Below are 13770 nucleotides of genomic sequence, written 5' to 3'. Positions count from 1 at the left end.
CTGTGAAAGTATTATCCATGTTAATGGGTAACACTGTTTAATTCTGTATTTTGGTCTGGCAACAACAAAGCGTATCAATGGAGAGCAACACTGAATGTTTGCGTGGTTTAATGATTTACTGGTCGGCACCAGCAGTTTTATGCCTCACGGTGCTTGCTATCTATGGCTACCGCCAATGTTGTGGTTACATATTATCAGCGATAGTATTATTGCGATTGCCTACTTTTCCATCCCGTTTGCATTATTGTATTTTGTCAAAAAGCGCACCGATTTGGCTTATCGCTGGGTATTTGTGCTGTTTGGGGTTTTCATTTGTTTATGCGGTACCACCCACTTAATCAGTATCTGGACAATTTGGCACCCCGATTATTGGCTGGACGGTTTGGTAAAACTTGCCACTGCGCTCGTTTCGATAGTCACGGCCTTGCTGATTTGGCCGTTGATTCCAAAACTGTTACGACTGCCTAGTCCTCAAGCGCTACAAACCAGCGAAACCTATCTGCGTGCTATCTTCGATGCTACGCCGGACGCCATGCTAATCAGCAACGAGCACGGTATTATTACCATGGCCAATCAGCAGGCCGAACGCTTGCTGGGTTATTCGATTAACGAACTGCTCGGGCTATCGATCGAAACCCTGGTGCCGGAGAGTTTTCGGGCGGCGCATCCGGGATTGCGGACACAGTTTGCCGCCGTGGCGGTGACTCGTCCGATGGGCGCCGGGCAGACGGTAAAGGTGCTACGAAAAGACGGCAGTGAATTGGATGTGGAAATCAGCCTAAGCCCGATTCGAACAGAGCAAGGCTTGTTTTTCGCCAGTGCCTTGCGGGACATCACCGAACGGAAACAAGCCGAGGCTACGCTACGGGCAAGTGAGGAGCGTTTTCGCCGGATGGCCAACAGCTCGCCCATTATGATCTGGATTACTAATGCCGAGGGTGAGCCCACTTTTGTCAATCAATCCTGGCTTGATTTTACCGGTTTTGACTCGATGCAAACCATGACGCACGGGGACTGGATCAGCTCTATTCATCCCGATGACCGGGAAACTGCCTTCGTGGCGTACTATCAAAACACCGAAGTTCAGGCAGCGATTACTACAGAATACCGGCTTCGCAACGCGACTGGCGACTGGCGTTGGATTTTAGATAAAGGCATGCCGCTTTATGATGAAAGCGGCGTATTTAACGGTTACATCGGTTCGGCCATCGATATAACCGAACGCAAACAAGTACAGGAAATATTACAGGACAAAGAGCAGATGTTGTCCGAATCGCAGCGCATCGCTCATGTCGGCAGTTGGTCTATGGAGCTGGCGACCGGCTGCATTAGCTGGTCGGACGAAATGTATCGAATTTTTGGCGTTGCGCAGCAGACATTCGGACTCTCCTTAAAAACGTTTCTTGATCTGATCTATCCCGATGATCGTGCCGCGATGAAAAGATGGCTCAGTGACTGCCGGGCTGGGAAGGAGTCGCAGGAACTGGATTTCCATATTAGGCTACCGGACGGCGCCGTTCGTTTTATCCGTGGCAGCGGTGGATTGCAATACGATGAAATGAACAGACCGCTACGCATGGTGGGCAGTGCGCAGGACATCACCGAGCGTAAGCAGGCTGAGCGGGTATTAAATCAAATCAAAGCGATGATTGATATATCCCTGGACGGGTTTTGGGTAGCTGATTTGATGGGTAATGTGCTGCAAGCTAATGAGGCCTATGCAAAAATAATCGGTTATTCGATTGATGAATTGGTGAACATGCGCATCAGTCAATTGGAGGCAAAAGAAGGATCGGAGCAAATAAAAGCGCATATTGTAAAAATTGTTACACAGGGTTATGACCTGTTCGAAACCCGTCACCTCCATAAAGACGGGCATACCATTGATATTGAAGTCTCTGCCGCCTTCCTGTCTGAATTCCAGCAGTTTTGTGTTTTCTGCCGCGACATCACCGAGCGTAAACGAATAGAAATGGATTTACGCATCGCCGCTGTTGCGTTCGAATCCCAGGAAGCAATGGTCATCACTGATACGACAAGTGTCATCCTGCGGATCAACAAAGCCTTTACCGAATCCACCGGCTATACCGAAGAGGAGGCCGTGGGACAGAAAATAAGCATACTCAAATCCGGGCGTCATGGCGCGGCTTTTTATGCGGCGATGTGGAAGGGTATTTTAAGCGTCGGCGCCTGGCAGGGAGAAATTTGGGATCGACGCAAGAATGGCGAAATTTATCCCAAATGGTTGTCCATTACTGCGGTAAAAGGGAGTGACGGCGTAGTCAGTCATTATGTCGGCACCCATACCGACATCACCGAGCGTAAGGCTGCCGAGGAGCAAATCAAGCTGCTGGCCTTCTATGATCCGCTCACCCGGCTGCCCAATCGACGGCTGTTGCAGGAACGGCTAAAACACGGCATTAATGTGGAGCGCCGTGACGGCAAGCAACTGGGGTTACTGATGCTTGATTTGGACCGCTTTAAAGCGATTAACGACAGCTTGGGGCATTTGGCGGGCGACGACTTGTTGCAACAAGTTGCTGAACGCATCAAGGCAAGATTGCGCGATGTCGACATGGTGGCTCGTTTGGGTGGCGATGAGTTTATTGTGTTGCTGGAGGATATTGCCCAGCCGGAAGATGCTGCACGGGTGGCTAAAGAAATCATTGCCGATTTAACCAAACCCTTTTGTTTGACCCATAGCGACAACGTCCAGATTGGCGTCAGTATCGGCATTAGCTTGTATCCGCAACACGGTGACACTTCTGAGCTACTCATGGACCATGCCGATGCTGCGTTGTATCAGGCTAAAGACGCGGGGCGCGGTTGCTTTGCCTATTTTTCGGAAGATTTGACGATTGCGGCCCGTGAGCGCATAGCGTTGGAGACGCGGCTGCGCCATGCGATTGAGCAACAGGAGCTGCGCGTTTTTTTTCAGCCGCAAGTGGATATTGCCAGCGGCCGCATAGTCGGCGCCGAGGCATTGGTGCGCTGGCAAGATCCGGTTGAGGGACTGATTCCGCCGATCCGCTTTATTCCTATTGCCGAAGAAACCGGCCTGATTGTGGAGGTCGGCGAATGGGTGTTGCGCGAAACCTGTCGTCAAGGTCGACAATGGCTGGATGCGGGTTTGCCGCCATTAACCCTGGCGGTGAATGTTTCCTCGCACCAGTTTCGCCGTAGCGACATTTGTGCTTTAGTGGCTACTGTGCTGAGCGACACCGGTTTTCCGTCTCAGCAACTGGAATTGGAAATAACCGAAAGCGGGTTGATGGAAAATCAGGATAACGCAACGGCCATTCTTAATAGTCTCCGCGCTCAAGGCGTTCGGCTGGCCATTGACGATTTCGGCACCGGTTATTCATCGCTGGCTTACCTTAAACACTTCCCGCTGGATGTATTGAAAATCGACAAGCGCTTTATCGACGATATTCCTTTTCAGCAGGATGACATGGAAATCGCCGCAACGATTGTCGCCATGGGGCATATTCTGGGCTTTAAGGTCTTGGCCGAAGGCGTGGAAACGATGGCGCAACTGGCGTTTTTGCAGGAAAAAGGCTGTGATATGTATCAGGGCTATATTAAAAGTAAACCGGTGCCTGCGCATGAGTTTGCCGAGTTATTGCGTGCTCAACAATATTCGTAGGTTAAATGCTTCGCCTAAAGCGCCTACGGGGGGTATTGTTAACGTAATACATCGGAGCTCCAAAGGTTGTGCCGCTTAAAAGCGCGACCCACTAAAAATCGTAGTAAGGAAAAATAATAACAATGATAAATTTCCATCAACTTGCCGTGCTACTAAAGCAACTCGGCGTAGCCGCACTGTATGCGTTGCTCGGTTTGACTGTTCTTGCCTGTTGTTCGGACAACGGCGTGATCAGTATCATCTGGCTACCTGCGGGACTGGCGCTGTCGGTTTTGTTGATGGGCGGGAACAGGTACGCCTGCGGCGTATTCCTCGGGGCTCTCGTCGTCAACGTCATCACAATCAACGCCTTTTGGATGGCCGTAGCCGTTGCCGTCAGCAATACGCTGGAGGCGCTTTTGGGCGCCCTGCTGCTGAAGCGCTACGACCTATTTAATCAATCTTCGCTATCCACGCACAACTACCTGCAACTGCTTATAGCCGGGGGGATTGCCAGCGTCATAGCCGCATTGCTCGGAACTGTAACATTGGTTTTTTCCGGATTCCTGACCGGAGAAACTTTTTTAAGGTATCTGAGTTATTGGTGGCGCGGCGATACGCTGGGTATTGCCCTGATTACTCCGATGATGCTGGTTTGGCGGCGAGCGCCTGATGATTGGCTTAGACCGAAGCGGCTGATCGAGTTCATAGTGTTGATTGCGACGGCCTTTCTGGCCGGTCAAATGATTTTTATGGGCTGGATGCACGATGCAGTAGGCGATGTCGCCAAGGCCTACTGGATGTTCCTGTTTGTTACCTGGGCGGCGGTGCGCATGGGGCCTCACGCGTTAGTCATAATCCTTGTTATGGCGGCAACTCAAGGGCTTTTTGGCGCGCAGCAGGGAACCGGTTTTTTCGCAGAGGACATTGCCAAAACCTATTTGACCAGTTATTGGTCTTTTATGGCGATACTGTCTGTGACCGGCATGACGCTGGCTACCTATTTCGTCGCACGCAGGCGAGCCGAACAGACGCTGACCGCAAGTGAGGGCTATCAACGCGCCATTTTCAATGCCACGCCGGATGCCATGCTGATTAGCGACAAGCGGGGGATTATTACTCAGGTCAACCGGCAAGCCGAGTTAATGCTGGGTTATAAGCTTGGCGAACTGGTCGGTCAGTCGATTGAAGTTTTGGTGCCGGAAGGCTTCCGCCCCAACCATCCTGAGCTGCACGCCAAATATGTTGCTGCGCCGGTTGCCAGGCCGTTGGGAGTGGGGCGGACAGTGCAGGCGCGGCGAAAAGACGGCAGCAGTTTTGACGTGGATATTAGCGTAAGTCCGATTAAAACGGAGCAGGGCTTGTTTTTTGCCAGCGCATTACGAGATGTCACTTTACGTAAACAAGCGGATGCGCATCTTCGCGTTGCCGCCATCGCTTTCGAGTCGAACGAGCCGATGGTCATTACCGACGCCGATAATATTATTTTACAAGTTAATCGGGCCTTTACCGAATCGACCGGGTACAGCAAAGAAGAGGCCGTCGGTCAAAAGATCAGTTTACTTAAATCCGGACGGCATGGCGCGGCCTTTTATGCGGCGATGTGGGAAACCATCAAGAGCACCGGGACATGGCAGGGAGAAATTTGGGACCGGCGCAAGAATGGCGAAATTTATCCCAAATGGCTGATCATCTCCGTGGTGAAAGGCGATGACGGCGCGATTACCCATTATGTCGGCACCCATATCGACATCACCGAACGCAAGGCTGCCGAAGAGCAGATCAAGCAGCTGGCCTTTTTTGATCCGCTCACTCAGTTGCCCAATCGTCGGTTGTTGCAAGAGCGACTGAAACACGGCATTGATGTAGAACGACGCGATGGCAAACAGTTGGCATTGCTGATGCTCGACCTGGATCGGTTTAAGTCGGTGAACGACAGCCTGGGCCATCTGGCAGGCGACGAGTTGCTGCAACAAGTGGCTGCAAGAATTACGGCCCGGTTGCGCGATGTCGACATGGTGGCCCGATTGGGGGGCGATGAGTTTATCGTGTTGCTGGAAGACATTGCGCATCCTGAAGATGCCGCACGAGTGGCCGAAGAAATCATCGCCGACTTAAGCAAACCTTTTTGGGTAGAGCAGGGCGAGGACATACAGATTAGCGCCAGCATCGGCATCAGCCTGTATCCGCAACACGGCGATAATCCTGCGCTACTCATGGATAACGCAGATGCTGCGTTGTATCAGGCTAAAGACGCGGGGCGCGGCTGCTTCGCCTATTTTTCGGAAGATTTGACGCTTGCGGCGCGTGAGCGCATTGCCCTGGAATCGCGTCTGCGCCGGGCGATTGAACAACAGGATTTACGCGTTTTTTACCAGCCGCAGGTGGATATTATCAGCGGTCGGATCATCGGTGCGGAGGCATTGGTGCGCTGGCAAGACTCGGTCGAGGGACTGATCCCGCCGATCCGCTTTATCCCGATTGCCGAAGAAACCGGCCTGATTCTGGTGATCGGCGAATGGGTGCTGCGGGAAACCTGTCGGCAAGGTCGGCAGTGGCTGGATGCGGGGTTGCTGCCGTTAACCCTGGCGGTCAATGTGTCCCCGCACCAGTTTCGCCGTAGCGACATTTGCGACTTGGTTGCTACGGTGTTAAGCGATACCGGTTTTCCAGCCAGCCAACTGGAACTGGAAATAACCGAAAGCGGCTTAATGGACAATCAGGGCAACGCGACAGAGATTCTCAACTGTCTGCGCGGGCAGGGCATTCGGCTGGCCATTGACGATTTCGGCACCGGTTATTCGTCCCTGGCTTGTCTTAAACATTTTCCGCTGGATCTGTTAAAAATCGATAAGAGTTTTATTGATGATATTCCTCATCTGCAAGACGACATGGAGATTGCATCCACCATTATTGCGATGGGGCATATTCTGGGTTTTAAAGTCTTGGCCGAAGGCGTGGAAACGCCTGAGCAATTGATGTTTTTGCAGGAAAAAGGCTGTGATATGTATCAGGGCTATATTAAAAGCTGCCCCGTACCGGCGGAAGAGTTTGTCGAGTTATTGCGCAATCAGCAGCGTCTGGTTGATTAAGTATTGAGATTAGGCAAGATAAGAAACTTTTACCGTGAAGACACGGACAGTACGAAGTTTTTTCTTCGTGTCTTCGTGGTGTAGATATTAAGTCTCGGCCAATGTTTGCACCCAGCCGGTTATAAAGCTGTTCACCAGCAATACAACGGCCTCTTCAACATCTTTAATAGCCGCGGCATCCAGCTCCCGGGTCAGGGACAAGGTGCAAACTCCGTGAACACCGCTCCAGAGCGCCCGCGCCGCCTGTTGGCTTTGTTGCGCTGAACAGTTCGGTGCAAGTTGTGCAAACTGCGCCTCTACCAGGCTAAAAATCTGCCGGGTTTTCTGTTGATACCATTCGGGGATTTCGGTATCCCGAACAAAAATCATCGTCCACCGGTTAAAGTTTCGGTCGGCAAACGCCACATAAGTCTTGGCCAGCTCTGCGATATAGTGTTCAGGAAGGCAATGGGGCACTTGTTGCATCCGCTCGGTAAGATCATCTACAGTGCTCGCGTTAATATGCATGACCAAGTCGGCCATGTTGGCGAAGACCATATAAATGCTGCCGACCGTATAATCGATGTCCATGGCAATCTTGCGCGCCGTTAACGCCGAATAGCCTTCATTGATGATGATGGTTTCCGCTGCATTCAATACCATTTCCCTGATTTCTTCCAGACTGTGTTTGTTTCGCCTTGCCATGCTATGTGCCTTTAGATGAATATCAGCTTATTTTGTGAGTCGATTGTTTTCTGCAAAATACTTAATTAAAAAATCCACAAACGTCGCCAACTTGGCGGGCAGAAAGCGTCTTTGCAGATAGGTGGCATAAATTTCCAGCGACGGGATGCGAAAAGCAGGCAGAATCTCCATCAGCTTGCCTTGTTCCAAATAATTCATCACCGATAACTCAGGCGCCTGGGTTATGCCCATGCCCAAAGCGGCCGCCTGACACAGAGCCCGGCCATTGTTTGAGGCAAAATGCCAGTTCGCCTTGATTTTAACCTCCTCGCCATCGTCATTAAACACCCAATAATCTTTATGCGGCGTATCCATATAATGCAGGCAGCGATGCGAACTTAACTCGGCAATGGTTTGGGGCTCACCGTGTTCGGCAATATAGTCGGGCGATGCATAAGTGCATAACCGGGTTTGGGCGATTTTCCGGGCAACCACGCCCAAATCAAGCGTATCCGTGACCAGGATAGACAAATCGAAACTGCCTTCGCTTAAATTAACCTGGCTGTTGTGTAAGGTCATCAAAATCTTGACGTCGGGATAGGCGCGTTGATACGCGTCAATGGCAGGCACCATATAAAGCCCGCCAAAATCGATCGGCGCGCTGATTTTTAACGTGCCTTTTACCTGTAAACCCAGCTGCGAGGTATATTCTTCCAGTTCCGAGAAATCATCCAGCAGCTGTTTGCTGCGGTAATAGTATATTTTTCCCGCTTCGGTCATGCTGAGTTGCCGGGTTGTCCGATTTAACAAGGCAACCCCTAAAGACTCTTCCAGCTGAGCCATGTATTTGCTGATCATCATCGCCGAAAGATTCATTTCGCGGGCGACCGCTGTAAAAGTGCCCAACTCAACAATCCGGCAAAAGACTTGCGTGTTATTTAATTTAGCCATACTCGATCTTTTATAAACTTTGAGTTTATATTGTATAACCTATATCGCTATTTGAAACCCTGCTTTATTGGAGTAGACTTTAAACCGGAGATAGTAGTCTAATTGCCGCTTGGTCTTTTTCATCCCTTAGTGATCAGGAGCAAGCGGTTTTTTATGGCCCAATAATTATAATGAGAGGTGTTTATGAGCAAAATTCTTAATGAAGTTTTAGCAGCAAACAGAGATTATGTGAATGATTTTGGTGACAAAGGCGATTTACCCCTGCCTCCCGGAAGACATTTCGCGATCTTGACCTGCATGGATGCCCGTTTGGATCCTGCCAAATATGCCGGTTTATCCGAAGGCGACGCCCATGTCATTCGTAATGCCGGCGGCCGCGCCAGTGACGATGCGATCCGTTCTTTGGTCATCTCCTATAAGTTATTGGGAACACGGGAATGGTTTGTTATTCATCACACCAATTGCGGCATGGAACTATTTAACGATGAGATCATGCGCGACTTGTTAGGAAGCAGCTTAACAACGGCATCCCTGGATGAAAAAGGCCTGTGGTATGACACCGGTGAAGGACCGGGTTCACACGAAGCCAAGCATATAAACTGGTTGACCATTAAAGACCAAGAGCAAAGTGTTTTGGAAGATGTAACCCGTATTAGGAATCACCCGCTGGTTCCTTCCGACATTCCTGTTTACGGTTATATTTACGACGTTAAATCAGGCCGGTTAATTGAAGTAGCGGCTGCAACAGAAGCCGGTAGCGTCAGATAAAATCGTTCAAACATGCTCGCGTCCCAGGATGTGAGCATGGCTTTAATCATCCGCAGTATCCGCAAAGCCCATGAACTGTGCTTGCGTCCCCTTCATAAAAGTCTAAAATCAGCTATTAAATACAATGGAACGCAGATGACGCAGATTAATATGATTAACGCAGATGATTCAAAAAATCTTATTTGATCGTAATTATCAGCGTCATCTGCGTTCTATTTTTCTAACTGTTGAGTAGTTACAATCTTTTTTGATTGATGACTTAACCTTACTGATGAATACCGAACTACTCTCCGTCGTCGATGAAAACGACTGCATTATCGACACCTGCGCACGCCATATCATCCATGCGACAGGCCTTAGACACCGCGCCGTACACATCCTGGTTTTTAACGAGCAAGGGCAGTTGTTCCTGCAAAAACGCTCGATGAAAAAAGATCTCAATGGCGGCCTTTGGGACACCTCGGCGGCCGGTCATGTTGACGCCGGTGAGGATTACGACATCAGCGCCGTCAGGGAGATTGAAGAGGAACTGGGTATCAACGCCGCGCACATGCTGGAACCGCTGTTTAAATTACCGGCTACAGCCGCTATCGGCATGGAATTTATCCAGGTTTACCGTTGCATTCATAACGGTCCGTTCAATCTGGCACCCGACGAAATTGACGAAGGCGACTGGTTTAGCGTCGCTGAAATAGCCGGGCGTATCGAGGCGGACGATCAACGCCTGACCGAAACCTTTAAAACCATCTGGCGACAATTTGAGGCGTTGGCAATATGATTATCCGGTCACAACTCAATGACTATTACCAAGCCCTGCTTCGCCCGGAAACCTATGCCGACTATTGTCCTAACGGCCTGCAAGTAGACGGGGCTGAACACATCGAGCGTATTGCTTTTGCGGTTTCCGCAACCCGCGATTCCATTCATCAGGCTGTCGAAAACAAGGCCGACGCGTTGGTCGTCCATCACGGCCTGTTTTGGACCTTTCACGGCGCAAAACCGTTGACCGGCACGTTCGCGCAGCGGATTTTCCCGCTGGTGAAAAACAACATCAACCTGATCGGGTATCATTTGCCGCTGGACGGACACCCGGACATAGGCAATGCTGCGATGTTAGGCCATCTGATCGGTTGCAGGCAGCAACAGCCGTTCGGCGATTACAAAGGCTCGGCGACCGGCATTAAAGGCGTATTTGAACAGCCGCTGACCGCCGCCGCGCTGCAACAAAAACTCGAAGTCGTGCTCAAACACAACGTCATTCTGGCAACGCCTGATAACAATGCGCCGATCAGGTCGGTCGGCATCATTACCGGCGGAGCAAACAGCGAATGGCGCTTGGCTGAAAAAGAACGGCTGGATGCGTACATTACCGGCGAAATCAGCGAACATGACTGGCATGAAAGCCAAGAGGCGGGCATACACATGTTTGCAGGCGGCCACCATGCCACGGAGCGGTTCGGTATCCAGGCGCTAATGGAAAAAACCCGGCAGCAATTTGCAGTGGAGTGCTTTTTTATCGATAGCGAAAATCCTGCGTAGGGCGTACCGTGCGCGCCAGCAAAGAAGGCGCGCACGGTACGCTTTAGCGGATTGTAGTAAACTAGCGACACCTATTTTGGAGGCTGAAACGATGACCGATAAGCAAGCAACGATCCCCCGCTCAACATCCGAAAACATCATTGCTGTGTTGAGTCTGCTGGGCATCGGCGGGTATTTGGTGTTGCGCTATGCGCTTGATATTGGGCATGAAGTCTATACGTTATCGCTGAATGCCGCTTTAAGCTCGGCGGCTGCCGAACTCTACCAGGGACAACTCGCTATCCCGATTGAACTGGTGCAATTGCCCTTGCTTGCCGTGCTGGCGCTGGGCGGTATTCCGCTGGTTTATCAACTGATCGTAAAATTGGGGCGGGGCGATTGGGGGGCCGATTTGCTGGCAGGCATGTCCATCGTGACGGCGGTTCTGCTGGACGAATATTTGGCCGGAAGCTTGGTGGTACTAATGCTGTCCGGCGGCGTGGTGCTGGAAACCTACGCGGTGCGCAAAGCCTCTTCGGTACTTGAGGCATTGGCCAAGCGGATGCCGTCCGTCGCGCATAGAAAATCGGGCGATCAACTGGCCGACATTACCACCGGGCAGGTTCATATCGGCGATACCTTATTGATCTTGCCGCATGAAATCTGTCCCGTTGACGGCACGGTATTGGAAGGCTCCGGCACCATGGATGAATCCTATCTGACCGGCGAACCGTATATGATGTCGAAAGTCAGCGGTTCGCAAGTACTTTCCGGCGCGATCAACGGCGATTCGGCGCTGACCATACGCGCGGACAAACTGGCTGTCGATTCGCGCTACGCCAAGATCATGGAGGTGATGAAGTCGTCCGAGCAGTATCGACCCAACATCAGGCGGTTGGGCGATCAACTGGGCGCGCTGTACACGCCGCTGGCCGTCATCATTGCGCTGACTGCCTGGGCGGTCAGCGGCGATGTGGTTCGTTTCCTGGCGGTACTGGTCATTGCCACGCCGTGCCCGTTGCTGATCGGCATCCCGGTCACCGTGATCAGCTCGATTTCGCTGGCCGCGCGGCGGGAAATCATCATCAAGAATCCGGCTATTTTGGAAACCATCGGCACCTGCCGCACGGCCATTTTCGATAAAACCGGCACTCTGACGTATGGGCGTCCCTCATTGACCGCGCTGGTTCCCGGCGAGGGCCATAACGAGCAGGAAGTGTTAATGCTAATCGCCAGCCTGGAGGGCTATTCCAAACATCCTCTCTCTCGCGCCATCGTTGCAGCGGCCGAAAAATCGACGCTATCTTTATTAAGCGTGACCAATATCACCGAGTTGCCGGGCGAGGGACTTAAAGGCAATGTGGCCGGAAAGCGGATTCAGATTACCAGCCGAAAAAAGTTTGTCGAACAACACCCTGATTTTGCCAAAGACCTGCCGCCTGTCACCGGCGGTCTGGAATGCGTGGTGCTGGTTGACGATGCTTATGCGGCGACCCTGCAATTTCGGGACGAAGTGCGCACCGATAGCTCGTCATTCATCAACCACCTACGGCCCAGTCACTTGTTTGACAAGGTGATGCTGGTGTCTGGCGACAGGGAATCGGAAGTGCGTTTCCTGGCCGACCAGGTCGGCATTAAACACGTTTATTTTAGCCAGAGCCCCGAGCAGAAACTGGAACTGGTGCGCAATGAAACTAAAGCGGCAAAAACCGTGTTTCTCGGCGACGGTATCAATGACGCCCCGGCGCTGACTGCCGCGACCATCGGCATCGCCTTCGGCCAGAACAGCGACATTACCGGCGAATCGGCCGATGCGGTGATCATGGACAGTTCGTTGTTAAAAGTCGATGAGCTGTTTCATATCGGCGAACGGATGCGTAAAATTGCCCTGCAAAGCGCGGTGGGCGGCATGGCGCTGAGTTTGATCGGCATGGTGTTTGCCGGGCTGGGGTATTTGACCCCGGTAGCCGGAGCGATCACTCAGGAAATCATCGATGTTCTCGCCGTATTGAATGCCTTGCGGGCGGCTATTCCGCCGAAAACGCTTTCGGATTTTTAAAAAAGGAAACCCAATGTCACCTCATCACGAAATACACAGGACTCATCGCATCGGCTGGCTGCGCGCGGCCGTGTTGGGCGCGAACGACGGCATCGTATCCACGGCCAGTTTAATCGTCGGTATAGCCGCCTCCCATGCGACGCATAACGATATAGTCTTGGCCGGTGTTGCAGGCCTGGTTGCCGGGGCGATGTCGATGGCGGCCGGTGAATATGTATCAGTCAGCTCGCAAGCAGATACCGAACAGGCCGATTTAAAGCGTGAGCGCAAAGAGCTGGAGGAAGACGGGCATCATGAGCAAAAAGAGTTGGCCGCCATCTATGTTTCGCGCGGACTCGATCCGTTACTGGCCGAACAGGTTGCCGTGCAGTTAATGGAGCATGATGCATTGGGCGCACACGCCCGTGACGAACTGGGCATCTCTGAAGCAGGCACAGCAAGACCCATTCAGGCGGCGTTGACATCGGCTGTTACTTTTGCCGTTGGCGCGGTGTTGCCTTTATTGATAGTCCTGTTTGCTCCAGATACCGATTTAATCGTGCTGGTGTCGTCTGCATCGTTGTTGTTTTTAACCTTGCTGGGTATCTTGGCAGCCTATACCGGGGGATCGGGTATCATCAAGGGAGCTTTTCGTGTTGCCTTTTGGGGGGCGCTGGCTATGGGGCTGACCGCAGCCGTGGGTTCGGTTTTTGGGACGGTCGTGTGACGCAGTGGAACTGGCAGGTTTACATCATCCTCTGTACCGATGACTCGCTTTATACCGGCATCACCATCGATGTCGCCCGGCGCTTTAATCAACATGCAGACAGACAAGGCGCTAAATATTTTCGCGGCAGACAACCCAAGCAGCTGGTTTATGTCGAGACCGGCCATGACCGCAGTTCTGCCAGTAAACGGGAAATTGTCATCAAAAAACTGCCCAGGCTGGAGAAGTTGCAGTTGCTGGTTTCTGACAGCAACAAGGTGGGTAATTTCCAGTTATGAACAATTAACATGCGCTGTTCCCAATCTCCAGATTGGGAATAGCGAAGGACTGCTCCTGCATCCATGCAAGTCGTAGCTTCGCGAAACGGGAAGCTACAGCTTCCAAACCG

11 protein-coding genes are annotated in these 13770 nt (G+C 51.7%); 9 read left to right on the top strand and 2 right to left on the bottom strand.

Going from position 1 to position 13770, the window contains the following annotated elements; translation table 11 throughout:
• Positions 1-94: 94 nt before the first annotated feature.
• Entirely contained in the window at positions 95-3646 is a 3552-nt protein-coding gene (locus METTU_RS24105) for a sensor domain-containing protein (protein ID WP_006893053.1), read from the top strand.
• A gap of 122 nt (positions 3647-3768) precedes the next feature.
• Entirely contained in the window at positions 3769-6717 is a 2949-nt protein-coding gene (locus METTU_RS16940; RefSeq protein ID WP_006893052.1) for a bifunctional diguanylate cyclase/phosphodiesterase, read from the top strand.
• Between the two features lie 87 nt (positions 6718-6804).
• On the opposite strand, the gene METTU_RS16935 is transcribed toward METTU_RS16940, so the two are convergent.
• Both METTU_RS16935 and METTU_RS16930 read right to left on the bottom strand, forming a co-directional pair.
• A complete protein-coding gene (locus tag METTU_RS16935; RefSeq protein ID WP_006893051.1) occupies positions 6805-7401 on the bottom strand; it encodes a TetR/AcrR family transcriptional regulator in 597 nt (198 codons plus the stop codon).
• A 27-nt stretch (positions 7402-7428) separates the two neighbouring features.
• On the bottom strand, positions 7429-8331 hold the full coding sequence (locus METTU_RS16930; protein ID WP_006893050.1) for a LysR family transcriptional regulator: 903 nt from the start codon (positions 8329-8331) through the stop codon (positions 7429-7431).
• 183 nt (positions 8332-8514) lie between these two features.
• Between METTU_RS16930 and METTU_RS16925 the strand changes: the two genes are divergently transcribed.
• The 7 genes from METTU_RS16925 to METTU_RS16900 all read left to right on the top strand — a co-directional run bounded on the left by METTU_RS16925 (position 8515) and on the right by METTU_RS16900 (position 13660).
• Entirely contained in the window at positions 8515-9099 is a 585-nt protein-coding gene (locus tag METTU_RS16925; RefSeq protein ID WP_006893049.1) for a beta-class carbonic anhydrase, read from the top strand.
• A gap of 36 nt (positions 9100-9135) precedes the next feature.
• Entirely contained in the window at positions 9136-9285 is a 150-nt protein-coding gene (locus tag METTU_RS24100) for a hypothetical protein (RefSeq protein ID WP_006893048.1), read from the top strand.
• An 85-nt stretch (positions 9286-9370) separates the two neighbouring features.
• A complete protein-coding gene (locus tag METTU_RS16920) occupies positions 9371-9877 on the top strand; it encodes an NUDIX hydrolase (RefSeq protein WP_006893047.1) in 507 nt (168 codons plus the stop codon).
• Complete coding sequence (locus tag METTU_RS16915) at positions 9874-10638, top strand: Nif3-like dinuclear metal center hexameric protein (protein ID WP_006893046.1); 765 nt, start codon at positions 9874-9876, stop codon at positions 10636-10638. Before METTU_RS16920 ends, METTU_RS16915 begins: the two co-directional genes overlap by 4 nt.
• A gap of 91 nt (positions 10639-10729) precedes the next feature.
• Positions 10730-12676, top strand: a complete 1947-nt coding sequence (locus tag METTU_RS16910; protein ID WP_006893045.1) for a heavy metal translocating P-type ATPase — start codon at positions 10730-10732, stop codon at positions 12674-12676.
• A 13-nt stretch (positions 12677-12689) separates the two neighbouring features.
• A complete protein-coding gene (locus METTU_RS16905; protein ID WP_006893044.1) occupies positions 12690-13382 on the top strand; it encodes a VIT1/CCC1 transporter family protein in 693 nt (230 codons plus the stop codon).
• Positions 13379-13660, top strand: coding sequence for a GIY-YIG nuclease family protein (locus METTU_RS16900; RefSeq protein ID WP_006893043.1), 282 nt, complete (start codon positions 13379-13381; stop codon positions 13658-13660). Before METTU_RS16905 ends, METTU_RS16900 begins: the two co-directional genes overlap by 4 nt.
• Positions 13661-13770 lie beyond the last annotated feature (110 nt).

It is taken from the genome of Methylobacter tundripaludum SV96 (assembly GCF_000190755.2).
GTDB classification, from domain to species: domain Bacteria; phylum Pseudomonadota; class Gammaproteobacteria; order Methylococcales; family Methylomonadaceae; genus Methylobacter_A; species Methylobacter_A tundripaludum.
This window is presented reverse-complemented; position numbering and strand designations above follow the sequence as displayed.